Raw genomic sequence first — 25,662 nt, forward strand, 5'->3', positions numbered from 1 at the left:
GATATGGGGACTTTCTCCGCTACAGTTACGGAAGAGAGGATAGGAGCAGGCTTGCATCGGTATCTGAATAGCTGCTCTGGCATAGACGATATGTATTATCAGTTCGATGAAATCTATTTCCTTCACGTTCTGCTCGCTCGTTACCGGCAGCAGTTGCATGCTATTCTATCTGATCAGGATATGCTTCAGCTATATGCTCGGCGGAACTACTTGGAGCAGGAACTGATGGACAGATTATGCGGACGTGACGCTGCCGGGGGAACTACTAGATTTTATGAAAGAAGCCAGCTGTTGTTCTGTCGACTTGGCTTTCATTACTACTTAAAGCTCACAGGGAATTCGAAGTTCGCAGACGATGCGGAGCTGAAGAAGATGGCGCTTGAGATCATTCCCCGGGTGCGAGGTTATTCGCTCACGTATGACTACATGTCTCTGAAGTTCTGTGAGGCGCTAGATATTGATCTCTCTCCCTATGAACATATCAAGCTAGCTGGGGGCACCGCCGAAGAACGAATCTATGTGGACACCCATTACTTTCTACTTCAGTCCGATTATTTGACCAAAGAAAGTTCGGAGCATAACGTCCCGAGTTTGCTGGAAGACATTCAATATGTGCTTGCGTATCCTTCGGGCGATCTTGTAGCTGAATTGTATTGGGCGCTTCATTATTACGGTTATCGCGGCGTCCAACTGGACGTTCTCGGTCACTACATCGACCAGTCCTATTGCGGTGGAGTGTGGCATTACCCTGAACGCGATAAACGCCGGCATCTCCACGCCCAATACTCCACCATCGCGGCTTTGCTGGAGAGCCTGAGAAGCGGGCGGGGCGGGACAGGACATGAGTAATAGAAGGGCAATTAGCACTCTTACCCTGTCGTATCCTATTGGCAGCAAGGATGATCCTTGCGGCAAAGAAGGAATTACGCATCTGCTGGAGCATATGCTGGTCAAGTCCAAGGCCGGAGACGTAAGTTTGATTGAGTTGTGCAGCAGGTACGGCTGCGAGATTCATGCTTCGACTTCTAAGGAACGGTTGACCCTGAAAATGGAGGGGAGTCGTGCAAGGTTTGTGTCATGCTACTCCGCTTTTATCGATCATATGGCAAAGCTGGAGGCATGCGCCGAATTATCGGCTGATCTGCTGGAGGATGAGAAACAGGTAATCTTGAATGAGATGGATTACAAAATGCAGGACCTAGCTTATCGGAACCGACAGATTTATTTTACCGAGCGATGGAACGGCACCTCTCTGGAGCATCCCGTTCTGGGCAGCGCCACCACCTTGCAAGGGATAGGCCCGGAGGATCTCCATGCGCAATTCCGCCAATTGCTTCGCGCTTATCCCGATTTAGAACTCGTACATTCCGGCCGGGAAGAACGAGCGCAGCTGGAACGTCTGACGGCCAACTTTCTGGATCACAAGGCAATAGTTACTGAAGATGAGTACCGCAAGGCGCTGTATGATGTGATGGTGTACGCAGCCAGGCAGCTGGGAGTAGAACATGTCAGCATTCATTATTGCGGGTCCATCTGCAGACTCCTGTTAAGTCTAGAAGCAAGACAACGATTAGTGGATGTCGATCGAAAGGAAGCTGAGCGAATTATTGGGGGATATCCCGGTAATCCCGAAGCAAATACCGAGCATCTACGACTGCTGGCTCACGATCAACCTGCATTTGTCTGGAAGGAAATCAATAGATTATTAGGCGCAGTATCGATCAAAACGATTTCCGAAGGGAACTGCTTAGCTATTAATCATACTTTTCATATAAGTTTAGTTGGTTCACATCATTGGTGTCAACTAACGAACGAAAATCACGATCAGGAATATGCGGCGATATCGATTCGTCCCGATCCGGTTATTCGGCAACATGTCAGGAAAGTGACGAAGGCGCTAATGCGATATGTGCAATCGGGTCATACCGCAGATATCTATGCATCCAGCGAGTTGGGGCTGATTAGTTTGTTCATCCGAGGCAGCCGCAACGGAGTGACGAAGGCACTTCATGCTTTGTTCTTTCTCGAACCAGGGAAGCTGGAGGCATGTATGGTTAGCGAACGTGTACCGGAATCGAGAATTCATAGCGTTCAGCGGGTATGCGATTACTACGTACACAACAACGATTGGCGTATTGGCGGTAAGCCGATGCAGGTTACGCATCAGGAATTGGCTTTGCGTTTCTCAAAGCAATTATCGAACGGCATCTCGGTTGTGACCAGTATCCAGGCCAGTCAGGCTTACAGTGACTCTACGGATCACGCTGGAATGGAGGCAAAAGATACTGCCGACAAAGCGCATGCGTTCGGCAATGAGAATACTGCCCCTCCGTTTCTCATCGGGCCGCATGAATATATCGAGATTTGGCCAGGGACCAGCTATTTTGCGCCAGATAAGTATTTCTCTCATGTCCTATGGTCGCTTATGTCCGGCATGGACGGTCAGATGTTTCGGGCTCTTACGCTAGAGACATCGCAGGCATACAGTCATACGTTCTTCTCCAGAGAGCTGTACGATTTCGGTTATATGCTGTTGTATGCTCATTGTCCCGATCCAAAGGCCAGAAATGAATTAGGCACGAGCTTCCGAGCGATGCTGGAGGAGATACAGGAAGGGCTGAGTCAGCCGATGTTGGAGAAGGCCAAGGATAAAATCCGACTCCAACGGGAGAAGTCCAATCGGGCTTCGGCGCAAAGTCTGATTCAAATGTCAGCGAACTTGTTGTGTGAAGGCAATATGGACGCTTATTTATCCTACAAGAATCAACTTGATCGGGTTCATCCTGACAGTATGCACACATTCGTGTCGGAGATGCTGATGAATTCAACGATTAGATGGGAAACGGAGGTAGAAGGAAATGCTGAACTGCATTCTGGCTGAAGAGGAACGTGTGTTATTTGATGCAAGTGACAAAATCTGGGGGATACAGCGAGACCCTTATCTGGTCTCTATCCTTCATAAGCTTACGGCGGAGGAGATGCCGGAGCTCGACCCGGATGAAGCTTTGTACTGGGGGAAGCTTGTGCAGAAGATGCAATTGAATCATCGAAATACGCTGAAAACGCGCAACACCGCGGTGAAGGAGATCGAGACGGAAGGTGCGTATTGCCCGATTATTTCTCCATACGAGCTTCATAATGTATGGGCTATTGCATCCGAGTCCGGCCTGCCCGTTATTCCGGTTTTGCTGAATGGCGACACCATTTATGTCGGCCCTCTGGTGGAGAAAGCTGCCGATTACGACGTTTTTGTGAGAAAAGCGGCTTCCAACAATCCGCTGCTCGCCGACAAGATCAAGATCGGCTCGCGCGGCAAAGGGAATGTACTGTTTTATGTGAACAAGGAGCATGTTCATCGTCAACGCAGTCAAATTGAGCAGGCCATAACACGATTATTGGATGAACAGTCACCGGATACCGTATGGGTTATCGAGCAAGGGGCAGCCAGCCGTCACACCTTTGTGAACCGTTTATCGAGTGCTTCACACGAAGGAGAAAGGGACTTGATGAATGCCGTAGATGCCAGATTGGGCATTGTATCGGAGCTGCAATCAGAATCCTTCCGATTCAAAGGTCGGGATATCTTCATCTCCGTCAGCACGACCAGCGATTTATCGTCTTATCATCCCGACTTGTTCGCGCAGTCGAATAGCGGAGCCGGCTTTCATCAGTCCGATGCCGATTATTCGGCGGTAGGAGAGAGCATTGAACGGCTTGCCGCAGGATGCTTCGATAGCGCCAGGAAGCTTGCGGCATGGCAGGATCTGAGCGGGAAGGCTGTGGATCCAGATGACTTCATCTTATTTTCGCAAGAGCAGTATGAAGCTGCCGGCTTTCCTTACCGTCCCTTTACACGGGAGGCATCAGTCCATTGGTTGCTCTCTCGCAGCCTAATGACAGGCGAGGAAGTGTATGTTCCGGCGGCATTGGTGCAGTTGCCCTACCGAGCGGCGAGTGGTGAGACACGCATATCACCTGCCATCTCAACGGGATTGGCGCTTGGCGCAAGCCAGCCGCAATCCATTCTAAGCGGAATATTTGAAGTCGTGGAGAGGGATGCTTTTGCCTCCAGCTGGTTTCTTCGGCTTCCGCCCAATGAGCGGCTCGACCTGAAGGATTACCTGGACGATTATGCTGCGGAATTAGATGAGCATTGTGTCTGCCAGGCTTATGATATTACGCTCGATCGACTCTTTGCCACCGTTGTGGTGACGATACACGATAATCAATCGGGACGTTTTATGGTTGGTGCAGCTACTCGATTTACGAGGAAAGAAGCCGTAGCCAAAGCTTTTCTGGAAGCGGCGCAAGGTATTTCTTATGTAGAGATGCTAGCGGCGAAATATAAGACGTATGGCTTGAAAGAAGACTTCAATAAGGTAGATAGCTTCCAGAAGCATGCCGCATTTTATTCGATTCATCCAGAGCTGCGTGGCGAGGCCGGTTACGTCCTCAACGAAGGCTATGTCTTTCAGCCGCGAAATGAGCAGCCCTTTGACTATACAGAGAATGATCCGCAGGACGATGAAGAAAGGTTGAAGCTTGCCATCAGCACGTTGCAGCATGCCGGTTACGATGCGTACTGGGTGGATATGACAAACCGGGAGCTTGAACAACTGGGAGCCTGGTGCTCCAGAGTTATCATTCCGGGCTTGCAGCCTCTTCACGGCACCCATCGCTACCGCTTTCTGAATCCCGCACGACTGAAGGCTGTCCGTGACAAGTATAGCTGGTCAGGGCCGCTTAATCCTTACCCGCATCCCTTTCCTTAGCGATTATTAAATGCAGATTTGACGCCGCGATTTGTACATAAGGCGACTATGAGGAGCGAGTTGAACTGCATTTTATAATAAATAAATTATACATTGGAGGAATTGAAATGATGGAAAAGAACATGGAACTGGAAATTCTGAGTGAGAAGAACCGCAAAAACGTGGTAGACGAAGAGAACTGCTTCCTGGGCTGCACAACAACATCGGTCGACGTAAACGACATTGAGCTGGAAGTCGTAACGGAGCAAAGCCGCAAAAACGTGGTAGACGAAGAGAACTGCTTCCTGGGCTGCACAACGACTTCGGTCGACGTAAACGACATTGAGCTGGAAGTTGTAACGGAGCAAAGCCGCAAAAACGTGGTAGACGAAGAGAATTGCTTCTTAGGCTGTACTACAACATCGGTCGACGTAAACGATATTGAGCTGGAAGTCGTAACGGAGCAAAACCGCAAAAACGTGGTGGACGAAGAGAACTGCTTCCTGGGCTGCACAACGACTTCGGTCGATGTCAATGATATTGAGCTGGAACATGATACGAAGAAATAATGCATTCTTATTCCCTTCAAGGTGTAAAAAGCAAATGCTTTTTACACCTTGATTACCCTAAGGCTATACGGAAAGGAGAAGCCCATGGAAGCGAATTATGCTTATACGCTGCCTTACCGGATCACTGAGGACGATAGGGGCCGACAAGCGGAGTTTATTACGCAGAAGAGCTCCTTCACAATGAAAAACAACGAAATGTATGGGGTTATACGCGATATGCTGCAGGCTCTTGAACGGGATGCTGCTTTGTCTTGGATTAGTGAGGCATACAAGGAACAACTAAGTCCCTCGAAGCTGAAGGATATTTTGGCCTTCTTGAGCAAGCAGGAGCTTGTGTTTCTTAGCGAGCAACCCATCGATGAGTCTGAAAGAAACTTGTTGATCTTTCTCTCGCAATATACAAGCAATCTTCGATTGTATGCCGAGAAGATGAGAGCCGTTACCTTTTGCATCTATGCTGGGGGCAACCATACTCATAAGCTTGCTGGTCTACTAGCAGAGCTAGGGTTGATCTACCGGTACGTGGAGCTGGATGAGCTGGAGAAGCTGCAGGCCTTCGACTTCGTGCTGGTTAGCGTAGATTCCACGCAGTTATCGATCCTAGATGAAATTCATGAACGGTTATACGGGCGTGCGCCAAGCTTATGGTCCTTCGTCTTATTCTACAGCGACTCGTTTATGATCAGTCCCATCCTCAATCAGCAAAACCATATAGATTATTCTTGCTTGAAAAACCAGCTGAAGCTGCCGGCGGGACAGCACGGCATCTCCCGAAATGTGTTGCTGGAGAATATGGGCATCAATGAACTGCTGCTAGAGGCGATTATTTCGCTGACAAAGCTGAATATTAAAACAAGCTACGGCAAGGCAATCATCTTCAACGCTTCCGACCGAACGCTGGATGTAGAGAAGGTGTATTATATGCCGCGGTATAACTTCAAACAAAAAGCCGTCTATCTTAAAAGATGGGATGCGGAACGATGAACAAAAGCACAAAGCAATATATCAATGTGGCGGGGAGCGGACAGCAGCTTCAATATGTGAAAGTAAATGGCCAGAAAATTCCCGTACTAATCGATTCGGATTGCCAGCCTAATCAGGCCGCTATCGATAACGTAGAGAAGACGTTGCGGTTTTTTCAAATCGAAGACAGCAATCAAGCAATTCGAATTGCTAATTTCATCTACGATCTGCTCAAGGTCGAGGATGTTGATCTGGAGATGGAGACGATCGCCCATCGCTTAGAACGATGGGTGGGCGAGTCGGAGATGATGAGGCTTCACTCGAGCGAAGAGACGGCTATTTATTTATTCCAGAAGGGGCGGGCACCCGAGAATGAGCGGGATCTTTTTCAGAGGAATAAGCTTGTCGTATCCCGTTTTGACAGCACAAGCAGAGAGCAATACGAGAGGCTTGCTTTGGTCTGGAACGGTATAGAGAAGATCCCTGCTGATATCACGCTAGAGGACGCGGCAGATCTGTATACGCTCGCCAATCCTGCTGTGCTGCTGCTTCATGAGAGCAATATTGTGGAGAAGGATTTAAGCGAGGAGACGAGGTTGTCGCGACTTTATCATGAGAATTCCAAGCTGCATCTATTCTATCAGCAGGGGGATTTCATGAAGCCGCTGGATGAAATCGATGATGGCGTGAAGAAGCTGACTTTACGAGCGCGGAAGACCTTTTACGAGAAGTCGTATATCGAGCTTCCCGAGCCTACCAGAGGGAATGCCCTCGCCTTGGAAGAGATTATTTTGCAGAGAAGGTCGAAGCGGCATTATTCCAATGAACCTGTTGAGCTGCAGACCTTGAGCAATATTCTGTATTACTCCTATGGCGTAACCGGCAAAATGAAGAGCGGATTAGAAGTTCGGGCTGTTCCATCGGGTGGAGGGTTGTATCCGGTCGATATCTATCTGGCCATTCAGCATGTGAGCGGAATTGAGACGGGTATCTATTACTACGATCCGCTTGATCATCGGCTAGCGTGTATCAACGATCATAATCTGAAGAGCATATCCAAAAACCTAAGCGGCTATTCGGGCATGCTGGATCAGGCTGCATTTACCGTTATACTGGGAGCGAACTTCTGGAGAAATCAATGGAAGTATCATGAACGAGGGTATCGGGTGATCTTGCTGGACTGTGGGCATGTGGCGCAAAATCTTCATTTGATGTGCACGGCCTATGGGCTCGGCTCCTGTTGCTTGATGGGTTTTGTCGATAATGAGTTGAATCAATTGCTGAATCTCGACGGAATCTCGGAGCATTCCATGTATTTAATTACAGCTGGGAAGACAGCGAAAGGTTGAGATGCGTGTGGGATATATCATTGAAACAACATCGCTAAGCAAGCAATATGGACATGAAACCGTCGTTAACCAGGTCAATCTTAAAGTTCAACCGGGCACTATCTACGGATTGCTAGGGGAGAATGGAGCGGGAAAAACGACGTTGATGAAGATGCTTACGACGCTGGCCTTGCCCACGCAAGGGGCTATCAAGCTATTCGGGACAACACTCGAGCGCAATAGCGACTTAATGAGCGAGGTAGGCGCGATGATTGAGACACCGGTTTTTTATTCCTCGCTAAGCGCGGAAGAAAACCTGATGATTCATTGCCGATACAAGAAAGTGCCGCTCTCCGATATGAAAGAATATCTGGAGATGTTGGGAATCTATAAGCATAGGGACAAGAAAGTGAAGCAGTTTTCACTGGGAATGAAACAGAGATTGGGGCTTGCTCGCTCGCTCATTGGCAATCCCCGGCTCTTAATCTTGGATGAGCCGATTAACGGACTTGACCCGTCCGGCATCAAGGAGATTCGCGAGTTGCTCATCCGGCTGAAAAAGGAAAGAGGGACAACGATCCTGCTATCCAGCCATATTTTGAATGAAATTGAGCATTGTGCCGATACAATCGGGTTTATGCATAAAGGAGTTCTGTGCAAGGAGAAAGGGATAGGGGAGCTGCAGGATGCCGAAATCCGGCTCTATGAGATTAAAATCAAACATCTGGATCTACATGTGGAGAAGCTTAAGAAAGTGTTCGAAGTGGTGAATATCTATCATCAGACCGTTGTCGTGTCTGCAGCCGGTCTTACAGCGACAGAGGCTATCAAGCGTCTCATCGAGAATGAAATCGAGATGATTGAAATGAAAGCTTTGACGGAAAGTTTGGAAGATTACTATATGACGATGATCGCAGAGCGAAAAGAGGGGGAAGCGATATGAATTTGCTGAGAATGGAATGGGTTAAATTTAAACCCGGCAAAATATTGTTGACCTTCCTGCTCTTTAACGGGGCTGCGTTTTTGATGCTTTACGCTTTGGGGATGAGTACGGGCGGCATGGCCATGTTTCCGGATATGAAAGTAGCGATCAGGGAGATTAACAACTCCATTGTATGGCCAGGATGCTTCATCTTCGCAGGTGTGTGGGGGGCCAAAATTTTCATACAGGAATTTAGGAACAAGACAATTACGACCATATGGGCGAGCGGCATCCATCGCAGCAGGCTGGCAGCAGTTAAGCTGATTCTGATCAGTGCGCTTGGCATACTGGCTACCGTACTGTCGACGTTGCTCCAAAATTCGCTTCTTCTGTTGTTGTCTCCCTATACCTATTACGCCGAGCAGCCGATGTCAATCGTCTCGCATATGTCAGTTGCGTATATGGGGGCAGTAGGATGGAGCGCCTTATGTATTGGACTGACGGTTTTGCTGGCAGTAGCTCTTGGAATAAGAAGCTTTTCGACCACAGTAACTATTGTGGCTGCCATGGCTTTTGGCGTGATTTGGGCATTTCAGCTTGGTTTCCCCGGCACGTATTTTAACGTGGAGAGCGTGAGGCTGCTGTTTGTACTGGCAGGGTTGTTCAGTACCGGTTTTCTGATGCGTCATATTCATCGGCTGGATTTATGATCGACATTTCTCTAGAACGAAGCCAGCAGCCCCGAAGTCCTCGGTGATGAACGCCCGGGGGCTATTTTTTTTGTTTAACGGAGTTATTCCACCACAGGAGGGTTCGTATGCAGATCAGCGTCCGGGGCAGTATGAACCCAGCGGGTAAAGACGACTTCTAGGCCTGAGCGGGTAGGGGCGCAGAAGAAGGGACCGGCTTGTTTGTCTGTTAGGTAAGGAAACCGTGCCACGCGAATCGTTCGCCAGCCTTCCGATCCCGAGCGGGCACGCAGAATAACGGCATCCTTCATACGGGAAGCGCGAATAGTTACCTCTTGTCCCACCCACTCAGGCACGGGGGCCAGCGACCAGTCCGAATAGCCGTTGGTAACTACGACAGCCAGGTGTGGAACGCCATCGTTGAGCTCGACGCCAGCTTTGATCCATTGCTCTTGACCGTGCCACAGCATAAGTCCTGCCTGATCATATAATTCAGTGAATGATGCAAGCTGGAAGGTTACTTCAATCGCTTGGCTATCCTCCCAAGGCGCCAGCAGCGCGTGTCCGTTGCGGTGTTGGAATTCATACAGCGTTTTCTCCCAATAGTCGCTTCCGTTCTCTGCGGTGACTTTCAGAAAGCCGTCTTCGACCTTAATCATGACCGGCTCGGTCGTCCATGTTCCTTGATCCCAAGGAATGCTTTTTGTATCCATCTCACTTCACTCCTTGTCTTTGTATAACGTACTGCTATATTCCCATGCTAGAGCACTCTTCCAGTCGTTGTCAAATTCGTCTCGTCCTTGCGCGGATGCAATAACATTGGGCATTTGGTATGCTAGATATACAGGTTTTTGTAATGAATGGCAGTATAGACATCTTAGAATGAAGCAACAGACGGAAGGGGAATAACAATGGACACATTCGAACAGCAGTTAACTAAATATGCGGAGCTGGTCGTCCGAGTAGGCGTGAACATCCAGGCAGGGCAGGTACTAATTGTCCATGCGCCGATCGAGACGGCTGAGCTTACGCGATTGATCGTAGCCAAGGCGTATGGGGCAGGGGCCAAGTACGTTATCGTAGAATGGGATGATGATGCCGTTACCCGCGCGCGGTATGAGAACGCATCGGACGATTCCTTTGACTACTACCCGCAGTGGCAGGCGGACAGCATGGTTCATTTTGCGGAAGAGGGCGGAGCCATTCTTCATATTAAAGTACCTAACCCGGAACTGTTCCAAGGTATCGATTCCTCCAAAGTATCGAGAGCAGTCAAGGCGGCAGCTATCGCACGCAAGGAATATTCGACGTATACGCGGAACAGCAAGATCAGTTGGTCGCTGATCAAAGCGCCTACCCGGGCATGGGCGGACAAAGTATACGCCGATCTTCCGGAGGAAGAGCGTGTGAATGCGATGTGGGAAGCGGTATTCCGTATGGCGCGTGTCAATACGGAAGATCCGATCGCTGCTTGGCACGACCATATCGCTCAATTAAAGAAGAGTCAGAACCAATTGAACGAGAAGCGGTACAAGAGTCTTCATTACCGCGCGCCGGGCACGGACATTCGCATAGAGCTGCCAGAGGGACATATTTGGCGCGGAGGCGGTGGAGAGAACGAAAAAGGCGTGTATTTCGTCGCCAATATGCCGACTGAAGAAGTGTATACCATGCCGCATCGACTGGGTGTGAATGGAACGGTGAAGAGTACGCTGCCGCTGAACTTGAACGGCCGTTTGGTCGAAGGCATTACCTTCACATTCAAGGATGGCAAGGTTGTGGCATATGATGCAGAATCGGGCAAGGAGCATCTAACGTCGTTGTTGGAGACGGATGAGGGTGCGGCTTACCTGGGGGAAATCGCTTTGGTGCCGCATGATTCGCCGATCTCGAATATGAACCGGGTGTTCTACAATACGGGCATCGACGAGAACGCCTCCTGTCATTTTGCGCTGGGCAGCGCTTATCCCGTTAACTTGGAGGGCGGCACGAAGCTTACCAATGAACAACTGGTGGAGCGTGGCGCGAACGTCAGCTTGACGCATGTGGATTTCATGATCGGCTGCGGGGACCTCGATATTGACGGGGAGCTGCCGGACGGCGCCATTGAGCCTGTCTTCCGTAAAGGGAATTGGGCGTATTAAATCAACGTAAAGAAACCGTCAGCACGGTGGTCCGCATCTCCAATGATCTAACCATTGGGGTGCAGTCACAGGGCTGACGGTTTCTTATTGTTTAAGTATTAGAGAAACTGTACGTATGTCGTTAAATCTGCAAGCGATCCGCTATGTGAATAGCGAATAATATAGGTGCCTTGCGTGAAATTTGTATTGAAGTTAATCGTGTAGCTGACGACGTTCGGATTCGAGAAAATATTCGAACGGCTGCTCTCCACCAGTACTTCTGTGCCGCCTGTTACGCGATAGACACTAGCGAAGAGAACCCCTGCAGCAGGAGATCCGCTGAAGTAGGCACTGCCCGTAATCTTTAGCGTGCCTTGGCCCGTAATCGTATCCGTGCGGTTGAGTGGAACGGATGCGCTTGCGACAGCAGAAGTCATGAGAAGCATAATAACCGTAGTGAACAGGATAGCTAACTTTTTCAATTTCATTCTTATCGTCCTTTCAAAGTGGGGGATTGTAGAAGGAGTTTCTATCTAGGTGCATGAATGCTGGCCAGCGTTCTGTTCGGTTGTAAAAATCCTTCTGTCCATTATATTTAGCGTACCAGCAGAATATGAGGGAAATTTTGTTGTGATTTTGTATGATGCAGTATGATATTAGAGTTAATGCTTCAATCGTAATGAGCCGAATAATAAGAAGTTTAAAATCCAGAATGAAATAATCGCCGTAACTCCTGTAATTCCTAAAATGATGGCTACATAAATAATGATTTTTTTTCAGGGAACTTTTTTTAATAATATGAAATTCACGCTTATCCATAGCAAAGGATAGAAAACGGATAGTAATAGCACTCTTCCGTTAAATTCACTGTCCAGCGTGATAATAATGACCATCGGGATAGGTATTCCGATTACAGTATTGAATAGAATCAAAAGTAATTTGCGCAGTATTGTTTTCATTCCTTCATCCCAGGTTAAGAACACATCTTTTATGCTTGCTACTATCAAGAATTGAATGAATAATTCAATCCATAGCAATTAATATTCTTCTCACAATCGTATCTTTATCACTTGTGCTTGCTGAACCGTAAAAATGACATGAAATTACGAATGAGATTTGATATACATGCCATCGAAACGCGTTCTATCAGAAGGATATATTTTGTTCAATAAAAAAAATAACCAATTATCCCATGTCATCAATTCAGCCGCAACTCAACAAGATATAGAAATTAAGGGTATGGCGGAAACAAATAAGTGAATCCTTTCACCCACAAATCAGGTACTATTAGAGTAGGAAATACGAATGTTGAAGGAGGGATCAGTCTAATGGGCATCCTGTCCAGATTTAAAATGATCATGTCGAGCAATGTGAATGCTGGCCTGAACCGGTCGGAGGACCCGATCAAGGCATTGAACGAATATATGAGAGGCCTGAATTCGGATTTGGGCAAAGTGAACGCAGAGATGGCGTCGATGCTGGCCGATGAGAGTCGGGCGAGAAGAGAGCTTGACGAATGCCGTGCCGAGATTCGGAAGCTGCAGCGTTACGCGGAGAAGATGGTCCAGGATGGCAGAGATGATGAAGCACTTCGTTTTCTGGAGATGAAGGCGGCAGAAGCGAAGAAGGAAATGACTCTGCAATTCGCCTATGAGACGACGGCTGCGAATGTACAACGCATGAGACAGCTGCAGGATAAATTGTCGGCTGATATCGGAGTATTGGAAGCACGCGCGCTCGAAGCCAAGGGACGGTTGACCGCAGCCCAAGCCCAGCACAACACAAGCGGGGCAGCGCTGAAGGCTGTGGAAGATAAAGCGGAGCAGGCGTATTACGAAGCGCTTGCGATCGCAGAGCTGCAGAAGGATGAGGGCAGCGATCTGGATGAGCGATTCGCCGAACTTGAACGGGAGCAGGACAAAGCTGAAGATCCTGTGGATGAGCTGGCTGAACTCAAAAACAAACTGAATAATCGAAATAGTTGATTATGACATCGGGCAGGTGAAGGAATTGGCAGTATTAGATTATAAATGTCCGAATTGCGGCGGGGAAATGGCATTTGACAGCGCATCGGGCATGCTGTCCTGCGGAAGCTGTGGCAGAAAGGACAACATCGAGCAATCCTCGGATGCCCCGAATCCTTCTGTATTCGCACATGGCGAGGCGAAGGAATATCAGTGCAACAGCTGCGGAGCAGTCATTGTTACTGAGCCGGAGACAACGGCAACGATGTGCAGCTTCTGCAACTCCAGCGTTGTGCTGATCGACCGGATGGCGGGCGGATTTGCCCCGGCCAAAGTAATTCCGTTCGCGATCAGCAAGGCAGAGGCACAGAAGGCATTCCAGAAGTGGTGCAAGAATGGTCGTCTGACGCCGGGGGCTTTCATGAAGGCGAACCGGATTAAAGGCGTAACAGGTCTGTACGTCCCATTCTGGTTGTACGATTTGCACAGCGATGTCGAGGTTCGGGCACATGGCACGAAAGTAAGATCCTACACTAGAGGCGACTATATGTATACCGAGACTCAGCATTTCGATGTCTACCGGGATATCGTACTGGATTATGTGAAGGTTCCGGTTGACGCGTCGGAGAAGATGAATGATGAGCTTATGGATAAGCTGGAGCCATTCCCGTATGACCAATTGAAAAACTTCAAAACCCCTTATCTCGCAGGATTCATCGCTGAGAAATACAATTTCGATGACCGTCAATTGATGCCGCGTGCTCAGCATAAGGTGGACGGTTACATTGATTCTTATGTGCGCTCAACCATGTCGCATTATCATACGGTTACGTATCAGAGCAAGGATGTCGATACAACGTCGCGTAAGGCGGAGCATGTGCTGCTTCCGGTATGGATGTTCCACTATGATTACAATCGGAAGAAATACACATTTGCGATGAACGGCCAGACAGGCAAAGTGGTGGGTCGCCCGCCGATCAGCCTAGGCAAAATGACATTGTGGTTCTCAGGGATTTTCTTGGCTTCGCTTATATCCGTGAAGATTCTCTCCGCGGCGATGGGAGGCGGTTTCTGGTGATGAAAAGGAGACGGTTCATAGGAGCTGCCTTGCTCATTGCAATGATGGTCGTACTGGTTTCCCCATTTTTCTCTTTCACTGCGTATGCGGCAGAGGGGAAGCGGATGATCTATGATGATGCCAATTTGATGGATGGGAATCAAAGAGAGCTGCTCGAAAGTGCCGCAGCAAAGTATGCCCAGAAACGGGAAACGGATTTCATTATTTATACTACGAATAATGAGAATAATGTCGATGTGGAGAAGTTGACTCAAGATTTCTACGATAATAAGCAGTTCGGCTATGACAAGCCTCATGGCAACGCAGTTATTTTGACGCTGGATATGAAGAATAGAGATATCTATCTTGCTGGCTTCTACAAAGCGGAGACGTTTCTGGATGAAAGAAGGCTGGATAAAATCCGAAACAAGATTACGCCGAATTTGACTAACGGTAATTATTACTCCGCTTTTTCCAATTATTTAAGTACCGCGGATCGCTATATGGGGTTTAAGCCGGGCGTTAACCCGGATAACATTGTATTTAATGGCTGGTTCCAGTTGTCAGTAGCTTTCTTTATCGCGTTCTTCGTTGTATGGGGTATGAGGGCGAATGCCGGCGGACGTGTAACGGTCAATGCCGGAACATACGCGAACGCTGGTACATCAGGCATTGTCAACAAGCACGACATCTACCTGCGCACGACGGTTACGAAGAAGCCGATACCGAAGCCGACCAATACCAGTGGTGGCGGTGGCGGAGGAGGCCGGACTTCGGGCGGCCATTCGCATAGCGGCAGCAGAGGAAAATTTTAATTAGAGAGGAATGATCGATCTTATGGTATTTTTCAAAAATCAATTTGCCAATGTTGTGGAATGGGAAGAGTTCCGTGATGATATGATTTTTTGGAAGTGGAGCAACAACGAGATCAAAAAAGGGAGCAAGCTGATCATTCGTCCTGGACAAGATGCGATTTTTGTTCATAACGGGAAAATCGAGGGTATCTTCCAGGATGAAGGGGAGTACGCGGTTGATTCGCAAATCATCCCGTTCCTCTCTACGTTGAAAGGTTTTAAGTTTGGATTTAACAGTGGCATGCGAGTGGAAGTTGTATTTGTGAATACGAAAGAATTTACCGTCCGCTGGGGAACGCAAAATCCGATACTCATCCCGACGCCGCAGCTTCCAGGCGGCTTGCCGATTCGCGCGAATGGTACCTTTGTATTTAAAGTCAAGGATTACGTGACGTTCATTGATAAAATCGCGGGTGTCAGAGAGAGCTATCTGGTGGAGGACGTACGCCTCAGAATCGTGTCGGCGCTGGATCAGTTGCTGATGAAGTGGATCAGCACTGAAGGCAAAGATATGTTCAATCTGCAAGCGAATGCCCATGCGATCTCCAGAGGCATCCGTGAGGACCTCGATATGGAGTTGCTGGCAAGCGGCATTAACATTACTGGCTTCCAAGTGATGAGCTTCAACTATCCGCCGGAAATTCAACAGATGATTACGAAGACCGCTTCTCACAGCATGATCGGCGATATGCAGCGTTACCAGCAAGTATCGATGGTCGACGGTATGGCTTCTGGTAAAATGCAAGGTGGCGGCGCTGCGGCGGATATGGCGAGCATGATGATGGGTATGAATATCGCCAAAGAGATGATGCAGAACATGGGCCAGAATCCGAATGGCGAAGGCGGGAATGCTCAGCAGCCTGCTTCGGGCTCTGGGCAGCAGCAGCCTGCGGGTCAGCAGCAATCGGGGGATCAGCAGCAGCCGACAGGGCAGCCGGCTTCCCAAGGCGGCGCCAAGCCGAACTTCTGTCCGAATTGCGGAACCAAAACGGAAGGTGCGAACTTCTGTCCCAATTGCGGCCAGAAGCTGGGGTAGACGATTTCGGTTAAAAGAGACTGTCAACAGCGGTTTATTCTCCTGCTCAGCGGATATAGACCATACCTGGCTGATTCCGGTTTATTCCGGAGTCAGCTTTTTGCTGCCGCAGGCACAGGACGTTTGTTTTGCTTATAATGGACGTTCTATTATAATAGAGAAAGTGAGTATGACGGACTGAATATGCGGAAGAGAGGGGCTGCAACCAATGGAGATTGATGACCCGAGGCAAGTCGTGCTGCAAGTGGGCTCCGTCCTCAAGAAGCTGCGAAAGGACAAGGGGCTGAGCTTGGAGGAGCTGGCGCAAGTGTCGGGTGTCAGCAAGCTGACGCTTGGCAATATTGAGCGGGGAGATACGAATCCAACCATCGGTATGCTGTGGAAAATATCCAAAAGTCTCTCGGTTCCTCTGATGGCGCTCTTCTCGGATCAAAGCGGCGTTCAAGTGTCGCGTGCGGGGGAAGGACTCAGAATAGCCGGCGACGGCGATACCTGGTTAATCGAACCGATCTTTCAGCAGAGCAGCCAGGATGTCGAGATATGCCGGGCGTATTTGCAGCCGAACAGTTCTTATTATCCGGAGATGCATCATCCGCACACGACGGAGATTGCTACGGTGATGTCCGGTATGATCGAGATCAATGTGAATGATGAGACGTATACGCTGAATGCCTATGATTCCATCAGCTTCCGCGCAGACGATGCCCATTCCTATACGAATCCGAGTGATGAGCTTGCCGTACTGCACCTTATTTTGAAATACAACTAATGTGCAGCTTTCGGGCTATGAATATACGTTTTAATTCCTCAATCCGCATGGGTTGAGTTTTTTTGTGCTTCAGCAATTGCGTTCAGTTATGCAGAAGTGGGGCAGAATATGGATATGGACAAAAGGATTTTCATATATTATGATATACAATATCAAACGTTAAATATATTATAATATAAAATTATCTCTAATGGATTGTGAGATAAAAGGAGGAAGTCAACATGAATGCAACAAAACGCATGCAAGAGCATACAAGGGAACATCGTGCTTTGGGCGGCCCTTCGGCTGCTTTTTGGCTCATAGCGGGAATTGTCTTTATTGCCATGAATATGAGAGCTCCTCTAACATCGGTAGGCCCTTTGTCGGAGCTCATTCGAGGGGATTTGCAATTGACCGGCACTTGGGCCGGAATGATTACAACACTGCCATTGCTGGCATTTGCCTTGCTGTCTCCGTTCGTGCCTCGGCTTGGAAGACGATATGGCATGGAGCGGGTATTGCTCGTCGCGATTTTGTTTTTGTTCATAGGCACTGTACTGCGTTCCGCATCCGGCACAGCGGCTTTATTCGGGGGTACAGCGATATTGGGACTAGCTATTGCGGTGTGCAATGTATTGCTGCCGGGATTGATTAAGCGGGATTTTCCCGATCGGCTGGGCGTCATGACGGGTGTATACTCCATCTCCATGAATCTGTGCGGAGCCATTGCTTCAGGCATCAGCGTACCGCTTGCGGTGGGCGCAGGATTGGGATGGAAGGGTGCGCTTGGCGTATGGGGTATTTTAAGTTTCGTTGCTCTATTGGTGTGGCTGCCGCAGCTTCGCTCCCGCCAGGCGGCAATCGCTTCGGTGAGTTCGGAAAGCGAGCGCCGAGTGAATGTATGGCGATCCCCGCTTGCGTGGCAAATCACTTTGTTCATGGGGATTCAGTCTATGTTGTTTTATGTGCTGATTGCATGGCTTCCTGATATGCTCCGCCTGCAAGGCGTGAGCTCCGATCAATCCGGCTGGCTGCTGTCCATGATGCAATTGGCTGTGCTTCCTTTTACCTTTATCGTACCAGTCCTTGCAGCCCGTATGTCCAACCAGCGCATTTTGGTTGTGTTTACGTCCGTTTTTATATTGGCGGGAACGCTTGGTTTGCTGTACGGAAGCTCGAACTTGTTGATGGCTTGGATTATCTTGCTCGGTATGGGCATAGGGTTCGCCTTCAGCTTGTCCATGATGTTTTTTGGCTTGCGCACCAGGACCTCCAGGCAAGCGGCGGAGTTATCCGGTATGGCGCAATCAGTAGGATATTTGCTCGCTGCGACAGGTCCGACGCTATTCGGATTTCTGCATGACGCCACACAAAGCTGGAAGGCTCCTCTAATGATTTTGGTTGCTGCATCCGTCTTGCTCGGCATAGTGGGTCTTGGCGCAGCGAAGAATCGGTACGTGGAATAAAGGGAAGAAGCTTGGTGTGCATAGGGGATGGGCTTTGAGGGATTATCAAGGAAATGTTGTGACGATATAGGGGAGCTTTCATGATGTGTGAGAGGTCGTCGTGAATAGGGAGATCGCGTGGAAATAGCTCTGTGCTGCGGAATAAGTTATGACGCCAGAGCTTCATTCGTAATTTTCGCGATATCGATAGGGGATCTTGAGCCTTCGTTGACCATGTCGGGCAGGATGTTCTGGAGAAAATAGGTGACGCAATGCAGATTAATGCCTTTGATTTTGATCAGTGCGCTTCTGTACATGACGATAAATTCCTTCTCAGTGTTGCCTCGTTGCAGCTCCGCGAACGCTTCATAGATCTGGTCGAGCTTATCGGCAACTTCGAGAATTTGACCTTCTACAGAATGATCTTTGCCTTCGCGCAGCTGTCTGCGGAATATCGGTTTAAGTTCCTCAGGAATATGTTCATCGATAAAGTGTGCGACCATGCCTTCTTCCACCTGTTGCAGCATCGAACGCAGCTCCAGCGAATAATGTTTGACGGGCGTTTTAATATCTCCGATGAAGATTTCGCCATAATCATGACTGCTTGTAATCTCGTATAGCTTCTTCCAGTCAACCGTTACGCCATTGCTTTCTTCAATGTCTGCCAATGTCTTGGCGTATTGAACGACCTTCCAGGAGTGTGCGGATACGCTATGCTCTTGAAATTTGAATTTGCCTGGGCAACGAATGATGCGCTCCAGATCGGTTAGCGATTGAAAATACGTATGAATTCCCATAATGTAATGTCCTTTCCTCATTGGATATAATAATTGCTTTATGAGGCTTAGTATAAATGTCGATTGTTAATGGATGATTAATTTAATTGCGATAAATGTAAAACCCGTAAAATGGACGGTTGTCCACCTTACGGGTTGCAGATCGCACGGTTTTTTTGCGACAGAGAATTTGCAATCTACGAATAAAGGCAGCATAGGATGGATTAGATTTCGCGGATAAGTCTGCGAAGACGTCTAATGAGGCGTCTCAATCTGCGAATTTCACGGCGGTCAGCCCCACGGCGAATCAATCTGCGCAGGCGAATACGAAGGCGTCTGATGAGGCGTCTGATTCTGCGATTTCTACGATTACGTCCCCGTCTGTTCCGGCATCCGGATTCGCGGTCAAAACGATCGAATTCTTCAAACCCATCGAAGCCGTCGAAATCAAAATCATTGAAATCGTCAAATCCATCAAAATCATCATCATCGTCAAATCGGTTGCTGATCTCTACTTTTTTGCTCATAACCATCCCCCTCTCTGCAAGATTAGTTCATTCTATTCAGTAGATTTGAGATGGTATAGATAGATTGATAGGGAGATTAATTGATTTAATTCCGCTTTTATACGGAAAAGCAGACGACTGTCTTGCTATCCCCAAAAGTCCGCTCTCCGATGTGGATAGGCTGGACACGACATGCGAGAAACCTGTAAGAGGGATGTTTGTCATCTTACAGGTTTTGTTTTGCCTTAAGGGCGATCTTCCAGTCTGCGAATGAGTCTGCGGATGCGTCTAATGAGGCGTCTTAATCTGCGGATCTCACGGCGGTCAGCGCCGCGGCGAATCAATCTGCGAAGTTGTCTAATGAGTCGTCTCAACAGGCGTCTGAGTCTGCGGAGCTGACGGCGTCTGTCACGGTCGCTTCGGCGTGCGATACGTTCCGCTTCTTCGAAGTCAAAGTCATCAATATCATCAAAGTCGTCGTCATCGTCAAAACGCTGGCTGATCTGTACTTTTTTGCTCATGCTTATTCTCCCTTCTACTAGCGAATAGTACATCGTATTCAGAAGTGAATAGATGGTATAGATAGATGAATAGGGAGATTTAACGGAATCTTTCAGCAAAATGCGTGAAAATTAAAACGATTAATAATATTCGGGGAAGAAGCATTTCAGTGAAGGTAATGGTATAGTAGTCAGTAGGTAAGGCATGACCGTTTATTTTTGCAACAGAGATGGAGAGGAATATTACAATCGTGAACAAGGAACAAAACATAGCAATGAATCGTGATTATGTATTGGAGTCCGTATCGGAATTTGGGTTGAACCATGTATTTATGCAGCAAAAAAAAGATAGCCTCATGCAAAAAGCAAGCGCCAATGCCATTGTTGGACGCTCCAAAATGAACAAGTCGGATCTTGTGTCTGCATTGAAAGAGGCGGTTGTCCAGCCGGAGGCCTTGCAAGAGATGCTCCTGCTTATGCATAGTGATGAATTCAGCTTTTACCAGGAGCTATTGGCTTCGGAAGCTGTAACCGTAAGTGAATTTATGCCTGTTAAGTTCAGGTTTCTGATTGATAAAGGCGTCCTTGTCTGCGTGATGCAAGAGGGTCAGTACGGCTACTTCATACCTCTTGAATTGAAGGAAGCGTTGAAGAAGCAGGATTGGGCACAGGTGAACCAGACCAGAGCATATGAGCAACTGGTGCTTGATTATATGAGTGCTGCAGTTCATCTGTACGGCGCTTGCAAGCCGGAGCGGGTTGTGGACATTTATAATTCTCATCAAGCCGATCCCATTACGCTTCAAGCTATGCGTTCGATTAGCCGGACTCACAGCATCAGGCAGCAGCCTTTTGTATGGCACAAGAAGGGTTATCTAATCGACACGTATTATGAAGATGGAAAGATGTCCGAGCTCGAAGAGCTGTTGGCTAAACTAAAGGACAAGCCTTATTATTTGCCGAATCAGGAGGAGTTTCATGCATATGCCAATCCGGTCTATTACGAAATGACTCCGCAGTTGCACAGGCTTAAGCTGTTTATTCAGAAGGAGCTTGAGCAGAGGGAAGGAATTGCTTCTCTGATGATGGGGAATATCCAGCTCATGCTTTCTTGGGAAAGCGGTATGGAAGAGGTTCTAAACGAGCTTACGGACAGAGGGATTGCGTTCCAGGATCTGAATCAAGCTAAAAAGTTTGTCAGCCTGGTTTCGGACGCAGCTCATCATACAAGAGTGTGGTCCAATGGGGGATATACAGCGGCTGAACTAAGTGAGGCAGCGAATCCTGCCAAAACAGCGACACGCCAGCATTTGAACCCGGTGAAAATTGGACGCAACGATGCTTGTTACTGCGGAAGCGGCAAGAAATTCAAAAAATGCTGCAGCGCCTAGCCACATACCAACAAGTGGCTGCCTCCCATGGCGAATAGTTGTGCCACACACCACTAATCGCGTCAAATGGGCAGAAACTCGCAAATAGTGGTGCTGAAAACGCTAAATGTTCGAACTCGCTCCAAATGGTGAAACAGAGTTGTCACACACAACTAATTATACTGAGAAAAGGGCAGTTCCAGATGTGGTCTGGAACTGCCCTTTGTTATGTTCTCCCATCTTGCTTGTTCGGCAAGATACAAATGGGGTTGTCACAAGTTATCGCTAAGATGACCGAGGGACGCCCTTTTTTGCATCTATTAAACATTGTTCCTTGATAAAGTGGAGAATGCCCGCCCCTTACCAAAAACAGTTTCTTTGTGCATTCAATAAATTGTATCGAGTAGGTTTTTGCTTGCCGACCATTTGCTCTATAATGCAAGCAGAAGTCAGTTATTTGAACAGTAAGATCTGAACTTGAGAAGAGTGGCAGCGAAGTTGCGGCATCAGCTTCTTCAGAGAAATGTACTTGTGGTTATCTTTAAAATACACTGACTCATGTCCGTTTAAATGACTTCAATATCTCTTCTGATATGCGATGAATTGCTCTAATATCCTCAACAGACTTACTCCGCAAAAACTCTTTATGTACCGTTAAAATATATTCTTTATTCGTTTCTGTATCCTCAATCGGCTGATCCTCTGCGTTCTCAAAAGGAAAGAACTTAGAAAAATCCACTTCGAGCGCAATCAGGATTTTTTCCAGGGAATCGATAGAGATGTTGCGTGTCCCGCGTTCAACACCGCTAATATATTGATACATCATATCTGCTTTTTCAGCTAATTCTTCTTGAGTTAAGCCTCGTTGCTTGCGAAGGGTGCGAATTCGATTTCCGATGAATTTTTTAAGTGTCTCCATTGACTTATTTCACCTCAATAGTTTGAGGGTAGGTAAAAGAAAGCTCATTTATAAGGTCATTATTGGTTAAATTATCGACAACTAAACTTATAAGTTATATAATTGATTTGTTCACATGAAATGAGGGATGTCCTATGGATCTTCTTATACGCGGGATTCCGGCAAAAGCGTTGTTTTATCATTCTGATAGCAACGAAGCCTATGACGTGTTCGTTTCGATCGAGCATGGCTGGCCTGACGCGCCTCGTTATTGTCGTAGATATGGGGACGAGAATATTCTAGAGGTGGAGCGCTGCGATTATGAGTTCATCCACTATGTCCATGATCGAACGTTGAAGCGTTATTTTGTGGAGAAGATGATTATGGATACGGAGAGTGAAATCCAGCTCTACGAAAAGGAAATTATGCATTGCCCGATCATTCATTTGGCTCAAAGATGGAGTGAGACAGATCGTGATAAATGGTGGACGCAACTCTATCCTTCACGATTTGAATTGCTTCGATTGAATAAGCAACGAGCGTTAAGGCGGCTTAAGCGCTATCTGAAGCTGCGCAAAGAATGCTGAACGAATTATTGACCGGACAGGCACAAATAGAAGAATTCACCTAATTAATGAGGCGTATCGCTGCCCAGTGGAATGAAAATCTGACCGATTTTGGTCAGGTTTTTTGTTTTTTTGGCCAACTTCGATAATCGTATTGTTCAAGTGAATGATTCCTGCTATGATCATGAAGGCTTATTAAACGCATTTAAAAAGTTTTTCTACTCCGAGGCAGGTGAGAGTGGTGAATGAAATACCTTCTCCGCAGGATACGAAGTTAGCCATCATACGAGGCATTCGATCGGTATTGTTGGACATGGGCAGTGCCACGAAGGCGGAACTGAGTGGGGCCTTGCAAATAAGTTTCCCAACGGTGAGCAAGTTTCTATTGCAAATGGAGAAGACGGGAGAAGTTTCTTTGGTTGGGTTGGATGAGTCCAGTGGGGGACGAAGGGCGCAAAGGTATGCCTACAATCCAAACTATCGGTTGGGCTTAGCTATTTTTTTGGAGCGTAACGAAACAAACTATATCATATTCAATGCCTCGGGTGAACGAATCGATGATGGCAATACAGGTAGTCTGATCGTGGAAGAGGTGTCGAGCTTAACGAAGCTTATTGAGACGATCAAGCTTGCCTATCCAGCCATTCATGCCGTATCGATCGGCGTACCGGGGGCGGTTAATAACGGAAAAATAATTCTTATCCCGGGATATCGGAACTACCACGATTTGAATTTGAAGCTGTATCTCGAGGAACATCTATCTATTCCCGTTGTCGTCGAAAACGATATGAATGCCGCTGTTCTAGGCTATCAGGATCATCACAAGATGCAGGATAAAGCGTCGTTGGCCTACCTCTATTTAGGGCAAAATGGTCCAGGCGCAGGGATTATCGTGGGTGGTGAGATTGTGCGGGGGAAGTCGTATTTTTCGGGAGAAGTTTCCTTTATTCCGCAGTATGATCAACAAAACTTCCAACAGTCATTATCTAGAGGGGAGAGCGGGGGAGCAGCTTCATCGGCGACGGAGGAACGAATCGATGCGATAAGCCGTACCGTTGCTGCAATCACTGCCATCTTGAACCCTCATGCGATCATCTTCGGGAAAGAAGAAGTGAATTCAACCATGCTCCATCAAATCGCGGAGAGAAGCGCAATATATGTTCCGGAGGAGCATCTCCCGGAGCTGGCCGTAAGCGATTGGAAGCAGGATTATCTATACGGATTGCAGCGGCTTGGACTTGACTTGCTGATTTCATGCAACACCCATACGTAACCATCACGAAGGAGCACAGATACCTCATGGCAACATTTTTCTTAATTATTATTTATTTGGCGTTTATTAGCCTCGGGCTGCCGGATTCCATGCTGGGGTCGGCTTGGCCTGTTATGAGACTGGATATGGATGCGTCATTAGGCACTGCGGGCGTTCTATCCATGGTTATTGCAGCCAATACGATTATATCCAGTTTATTAAGCGGGACTGTGCTAAGAATGTTCGGGACCGGGAAAGTGACACTAGTCAGCTGTATTCTGACAGCTGGAGCGTTGCTCGGCTTTTCATGGTCGCCTTCCTTGATCTGGCTTGTCTTGTTTGCGATCCCGCTGGGACTGGGCGCAGGTTCTGTCGATGCGGGGTTGAACAGCTATGTCGCAGCCCATTACAAAGCCCATCATATGAGCTGGCTGCACTGCTTCTGGGGTGTCGGCGCATCGCTTGGTCCGATTATAATGGCGTCATTCATGGCTGGCGATAACTTGTGGAGACAAGGTTATCTTGCTGTTGCGGGCATTCAATTCCTGCTTGTCATCATTTTGTTCGTCACGCTTCCATTATGGGATAAGGTGGCGAAGATTAGCTCTGTGACACGGAACGATCATGAAGCTCAGGAGCGTGAGGAGGGGGCAACAGCAGCTTCCGGTACGGTCAAGTCTTGGCGTGTAAAAGGGGTTAACTTAGCCCTGCTTACTTTCTTGTTCTACAGCGGCGTCGAGGCCAGCGTAGGTTTGTGGGGAAGCAGCTTCTTGGTTAATATCAAGGATTTGCCCGCGGCGACTGCGGCTCAGTGGGTATCCTTGTTTTATGTAGGGATTACGGTTGGCCGGATGCTGACTGGCTTCATTACGTTTAAAGTGAACAACCGTATGCTGATTCGATACGGTCAATGGATCGCTTTGGCTGGCACGGTGCTTTTGGTTTTGCCGCTCCCGTCCATTGTCTCGCTGGTGGGATTGTTGGTTATCGGGCTAGGACTTGCACCGATCTTCCCATGTATGCTGCATGAGACGCCTGCCCGGTTCGGCAAGCATCATGCTCCTCCGATTATCGGCTATCAGATGGCGGCAGCCTATACGGGTACCACATTGGTACCTCCACTTCTGGGCTTGCTCGCGTCCAACTCGACGATTGGCATCTTCCCGATGTTCATCGTATTGTTCGCCGTAGCTATGATTCTGTGTACGGAACGGTTGAATTATTTTGTAAGAAAAGTACGGGTTGGATAAGTACTTCATTGATTGTCATAGCCGTCCTCCATGTTTGAAACATAACCATTAGGGTAAAGGCATAACATACCCAGTACAAGGGCTGTACAAGTCCG

At 48.0% G+C, this 25,662-nt stretch carries 25 protein-coding genes; 19 read left to right on the forward strand and 6 right to left on the reverse strand.

Features of this window, described 5'->3' with window-relative positions; translation table 11 throughout:
* Positions 1 to 3: 3 nt before the first annotated feature.
* From DX130_RS16985 to DX130_RS17020, 8 genes are all read left to right on the forward strand, one after another.
* Complete coding sequence (locus DX130_RS16985) at positions 4 to 849, forward strand: hypothetical protein (protein ID WP_116047438.1); 846 nt, start codon at positions 4 to 6, stop codon at positions 847 to 849.
* Positions 842 to 2,881 (forward strand): insulinase family protein, encoded by a 2,040-nt coding sequence (locus DX130_RS16990; protein ID WP_116047439.1) that lies wholly within the window; start codon positions 842 to 844, stop codon positions 2,879 to 2,881. The genes DX130_RS16985 and DX130_RS16990 overlap by 8 nt, the downstream gene beginning before the upstream one ends.
* Positions 2,859 to 4,772: a YcaO-like family protein gene (locus DX130_RS16995; protein WP_116047441.1), complete on the forward strand. Its 1,914-nt coding sequence runs from the start codon at positions 2,859 to 2,861 to the stop codon at positions 4,770 to 4,772. Before DX130_RS16990 ends, DX130_RS16995 begins: the two co-directional genes overlap by 23 nt.
* Positions 4,773 to 4,879: 107 nt before the next feature.
* Positions 4,880 to 5,320, forward strand: a complete 441-nt coding sequence (locus DX130_RS17000; protein ID WP_116047442.1) for a hypothetical protein — start codon at positions 4,880 to 4,882, stop codon at positions 5,318 to 5,320.
* Between the two features lie 84 nt (positions 5,321 to 5,404).
* Positions 5,405 to 6,304, forward strand: coding sequence for a hypothetical protein (locus DX130_RS17005; protein ID WP_116047444.1), 900 nt, complete (start codon positions 5,405 to 5,407; stop codon positions 6,302 to 6,304).
* On the forward strand, positions 6,301 to 7,632 hold the full coding sequence (locus DX130_RS17010; RefSeq protein ID WP_165861334.1) for a SagB/ThcOx family dehydrogenase: 1,332 nt from the start codon (positions 6,301 to 6,303) through the stop codon (positions 7,630 to 7,632). The genes DX130_RS17005 and DX130_RS17010 overlap by 4 nt, the downstream gene beginning before the upstream one ends.
* A 7-nt stretch (positions 7,633 to 7,639) precedes the next feature.
* A complete protein-coding gene (locus tag DX130_RS17015) occupies positions 7,640 to 8,554 on the forward strand; it encodes an ABC transporter ATP-binding protein (protein ID WP_116047819.1) in 915 nt (304 codons plus the stop codon).
* The gene (locus tag DX130_RS17020) at positions 8,551 to 9,243 is read left to right on the forward strand and encodes an ABC transporter permease (RefSeq protein WP_116047447.1); all 693 of its coding nucleotides are present in this window, start codon (positions 8,551 to 8,553) and stop codon (positions 9,241 to 9,243) included. Before DX130_RS17015 ends, DX130_RS17020 begins: the two co-directional genes overlap by 4 nt.
* A gap of 83 nt (positions 9,244 to 9,326) precedes the next feature.
* Here the strand turns inward: DX130_RS17020 and DX130_RS17025 are convergent, their stop codons facing one another.
* A complete protein-coding gene (locus DX130_RS17025; protein ID WP_116047449.1) occupies positions 9,327 to 9,935 on the reverse strand; it encodes a DUF1349 domain-containing protein in 609 nt (202 codons plus the stop codon).
* 198 nt (positions 9,936 to 10,133) lie between these two features.
* Between DX130_RS17025 and DX130_RS17030 the strand changes: the two genes are divergently transcribed.
* A complete protein-coding gene (locus DX130_RS17030; protein ID WP_116047450.1) occupies positions 10,134 to 11,366 on the forward strand; it encodes an aminopeptidase in 1,233 nt (410 codons plus the stop codon).
* A gap of 98 nt (positions 11,367 to 11,464) precedes the next feature.
* Here the strand turns inward: DX130_RS17030 and DX130_RS17035 are convergent, their stop codons facing one another.
* Positions 11,465 to 11,833 carry a hypothetical protein gene (locus DX130_RS17035; protein ID WP_116047452.1) on the reverse strand — a complete coding sequence of 123 codons (369 nt, stop codon included), beginning with the start codon at positions 11,831 to 11,833 and terminating at the stop codon, positions 11,465 to 11,467.
* An 840-nt stretch (positions 11,834 to 12,673) separates the two neighbouring features.
* On the opposite strand from DX130_RS17035, the gene DX130_RS17045 reads away from it, so the two are divergent.
* The 6 genes from DX130_RS17045 to DX130_RS17070 all read left to right on the forward strand — a co-directional run bounded on the left by DX130_RS17045 (position 12,674) and on the right by DX130_RS17070 (position 18,470).
* Entirely contained in the window at positions 12,674 to 13,330 is a 657-nt protein-coding gene (locus DX130_RS17045) for a PspA/IM30 family protein (RefSeq protein ID WP_116047455.1), read from the forward strand.
* Positions 13,331 to 13,355: 25 nt separating this feature from the next.
* Positions 13,356 to 14,387, forward strand: coding sequence for a TFIIB-type zinc ribbon-containing protein (locus tag DX130_RS17050; RefSeq protein ID WP_116047457.1), 1,032 nt, complete (start codon positions 13,356 to 13,358; stop codon positions 14,385 to 14,387).
* Entirely contained in the window at positions 14,387 to 15,181 is a 795-nt protein-coding gene (locus DX130_RS17055) for a TPM domain-containing protein (protein ID WP_116047458.1), read from the forward strand. Before DX130_RS17050 ends, DX130_RS17055 begins: the two co-directional genes overlap by 1 nt.
* Before the next feature lie 22 nt (positions 15,182 to 15,203).
* On the forward strand, positions 15,204 to 16,256 hold the full coding sequence (locus tag DX130_RS17060; protein WP_116047821.1) for an SPFH domain-containing protein: 1,053 nt from the start codon (positions 15,204 to 15,206) through the stop codon (positions 16,254 to 16,256).
* A gap of 208 nt (positions 16,257 to 16,464) precedes the next feature.
* Complete coding sequence (locus DX130_RS17065) at positions 16,465 to 17,025, forward strand: helix-turn-helix domain-containing protein (RefSeq protein WP_206098838.1); 561 nt, start codon at positions 16,465 to 16,467, stop codon at positions 17,023 to 17,025.
* A gap of 239 nt (positions 17,026 to 17,264) precedes the next feature.
* The gene (locus tag DX130_RS17070) at positions 17,265 to 18,470 is read left to right on the forward strand and encodes a CynX/NimT family MFS transporter (protein ID WP_420818536.1); all 1,206 of its coding nucleotides are present in this window, start codon (positions 17,265 to 17,267) and stop codon (positions 18,468 to 18,470) included.
* Positions 18,471 to 18,616: 146 nt separating this feature from the next.
* Here the strand turns inward: DX130_RS17070 and DX130_RS17075 are convergent, their stop codons facing one another.
* The 3 genes from DX130_RS17075 to DX130_RS17085 form a co-directional block, all read right to left on the reverse strand.
* Complete coding sequence (locus DX130_RS17075) at positions 18,617 to 19,246, reverse strand: YfbR-like 5'-deoxynucleotidase (protein WP_116047463.1); 630 nt, start codon at positions 19,244 to 19,246, stop codon at positions 18,617 to 18,619.
* 203 nt (positions 19,247 to 19,449) lie between these two features.
* Positions 19,450 to 19,752, reverse strand: a complete 303-nt coding sequence (locus tag DX130_RS17080) for a hypothetical protein (RefSeq protein ID WP_116047464.1) — start codon at positions 19,750 to 19,752, stop codon at positions 19,450 to 19,452.
* A gap of 224 nt (positions 19,753 to 19,976) precedes the next feature.
* Entirely contained in the window at positions 19,977 to 20,252 is a 276-nt protein-coding gene (locus tag DX130_RS17085) for a hypothetical protein (RefSeq protein WP_116047466.1), read from the reverse strand.
* Positions 20,253 to 20,482: 230 nt separating this feature from the next.
* On the opposite strand from DX130_RS17085, the gene DX130_RS17090 reads away from it, so the two are divergent.
* Positions 20,483 to 21,622, forward strand: a complete 1,140-nt coding sequence (locus DX130_RS17090) for an SEC-C metal-binding domain-containing protein (RefSeq protein WP_165861335.1) — start codon at positions 20,483 to 20,485, stop codon at positions 21,620 to 21,622.
* 535 nt (positions 21,623 to 22,157) lie between these two features.
* On the opposite strand, the gene DX130_RS17095 is transcribed toward DX130_RS17090, so the two are convergent.
* Positions 22,158 to 22,520 carry a helix-turn-helix domain-containing protein gene (locus DX130_RS17095; RefSeq protein WP_116047469.1) on the reverse strand — a complete coding sequence of 121 codons (363 nt, stop codon included), beginning with the start codon at positions 22,518 to 22,520 and terminating at the stop codon, positions 22,158 to 22,160.
* Between the two features lie 134 nt (positions 22,521 to 22,654).
* Between DX130_RS17095 and DX130_RS17100 the strand changes: the two genes are divergently transcribed.
* From DX130_RS17100 to DX130_RS17110, 3 genes are all read left to right on the forward strand, one after another.
* A complete protein-coding gene (locus DX130_RS17100) occupies positions 22,655 to 23,086 on the forward strand; it encodes a hypothetical protein (protein ID WP_116047471.1) in 432 nt (143 codons plus the stop codon).
* 217 nt (positions 23,087 to 23,303) lie between these two features.
* Positions 23,304 to 24,338 (forward strand): ROK family transcriptional regulator, encoded by a 1,035-nt coding sequence (locus tag DX130_RS17105; protein WP_420818532.1) that lies wholly within the window; start codon positions 23,304 to 23,306, stop codon positions 24,336 to 24,338.
* Between the two features lie 26 nt (positions 24,339 to 24,364).
* On the forward strand, positions 24,365 to 25,567 hold the full coding sequence (locus DX130_RS17110) for an MFS transporter (RefSeq protein ID WP_116047474.1): 1,203 nt from the start codon (positions 24,365 to 24,367) through the stop codon (positions 25,565 to 25,567).
* Positions 25,568 to 25,662 lie beyond the last annotated feature (95 nt).

This window comes from Paenibacillus paeoniae (assembly GCF_003388735.1).
GTDB classification, from domain to species: Bacteria; Bacillota; Bacilli; order Paenibacillales; family Paenibacillaceae; genus Pristimantibacillus; species Pristimantibacillus paeoniae.

Excerpts from the sequence above, each read along its gene's own strand:
- DX130_RS16985 (WP_116047438.1), top strand. The coding sequence starts at position 4 with ATGGGGACTTTCTCCGCTACAGTTACGGAAGAGAGGATAGGAGCAGGC.
- DX130_RS16990 (WP_116047439.1), top strand. The coding sequence starts at position 842 with ATGAGTAATAGAAGGGCAATTAGCACTCTTACCCTGTCGTATCCTATT.
- DX130_RS16995 (WP_116047441.1), top strand. The coding sequence starts at position 2,859 with ATGCTGAACTGCATTCTGGCTGAAGAGGAACGTGTGTTATTTGATGCA.
- DX130_RS17000 (WP_116047442.1), top strand. The coding sequence starts at position 4,880 with ATGATGGAAAAGAACATGGAACTGGAAATTCTGAGTGAGAAGAACCGC.
- DX130_RS17005 (WP_116047444.1), top strand. The coding sequence starts at position 5,405 with ATGGAAGCGAATTATGCTTATACGCTGCCTTACCGGATCACTGAGGAC.
- DX130_RS17010 (WP_165861334.1), top strand. The coding sequence starts at position 6,301 with ATGAACAAAAGCACAAAGCAATATATCAATGTGGCGGGGAGCGGACAG.
- DX130_RS17020 (WP_116047447.1), top strand. The coding sequence starts at position 8,551 with ATGAATTTGCTGAGAATGGAATGGGTTAAATTTAAACCCGGCAAAATA.
- DX130_RS17025 (WP_116047449.1), bottom strand. The coding sequence starts at position 9,935 with ATGGATACAAAAAGCATTCCTTGGGATCAAGGAACATGGACGACCGAG.
- DX130_RS17030 (WP_116047450.1), top strand. The coding sequence starts at position 10,134 with ATGGACACATTCGAACAGCAGTTAACTAAATATGCGGAGCTGGTCGTC.
- DX130_RS17035 (WP_116047452.1), bottom strand. The coding sequence starts at position 11,833 with ATGAAATTGAAAAAGTTAGCTATCCTGTTCACTACGGTTATTATGCTT.
- DX130_RS17045 (WP_116047455.1), top strand. The coding sequence starts at position 12,674 with ATGGGCATCCTGTCCAGATTTAAAATGATCATGTCGAGCAATGTGAAT.
- DX130_RS17055 (WP_116047458.1), top strand. The coding sequence starts at position 14,387 with ATGAAAAGGAGACGGTTCATAGGAGCTGCCTTGCTCATTGCAATGATG.
- DX130_RS17060 (WP_116047821.1), top strand. The coding sequence starts at position 15,204 with ATGGTATTTTTCAAAAATCAATTTGCCAATGTTGTGGAATGGGAAGAG.
- DX130_RS17065 (WP_206098838.1), top strand. The coding sequence starts at position 16,465 with ATGGAGATTGATGACCCGAGGCAAGTCGTGCTGCAAGTGGGCTCCGTC.
- DX130_RS17070 (WP_420818536.1), top strand. The coding sequence starts at position 17,265 with ATGCAAGAGCATACAAGGGAACATCGTGCTTTGGGCGGCCCTTCGGCT.
- DX130_RS17075 (WP_116047463.1), bottom strand. The coding sequence starts at position 19,246 with ATGGGAATTCATACGTATTTTCAATCGCTAACCGATCTGGAGCGCATC.
- DX130_RS17080 (WP_116047464.1), bottom strand. The coding sequence starts at position 19,752 with ATGAGCAAAAAAGTAGAGATCAGCAACCGATTTGACGATGATGATGAT.
- DX130_RS17085 (WP_116047466.1), bottom strand. The coding sequence starts at position 20,252 with ATGAGCAAAAAAGTACAGATCAGCCAGCGTTTTGACGATGACGACGAC.
- DX130_RS17095 (WP_116047469.1), bottom strand. The coding sequence starts at position 22,520 with ATGGAGACACTTAAAAAATTCATCGGAAATCGAATTCGCACCCTTCGC.
- DX130_RS17100 (WP_116047471.1), top strand. The coding sequence starts at position 22,655 with ATGGATCTTCTTATACGCGGGATTCCGGCAAAAGCGTTGTTTTATCAT.
- DX130_RS17110 (WP_116047474.1), top strand. The coding sequence starts at position 24,365 with ATGGCAACATTTTTCTTAATTATTATTTATTTGGCGTTTATTAGCCTC.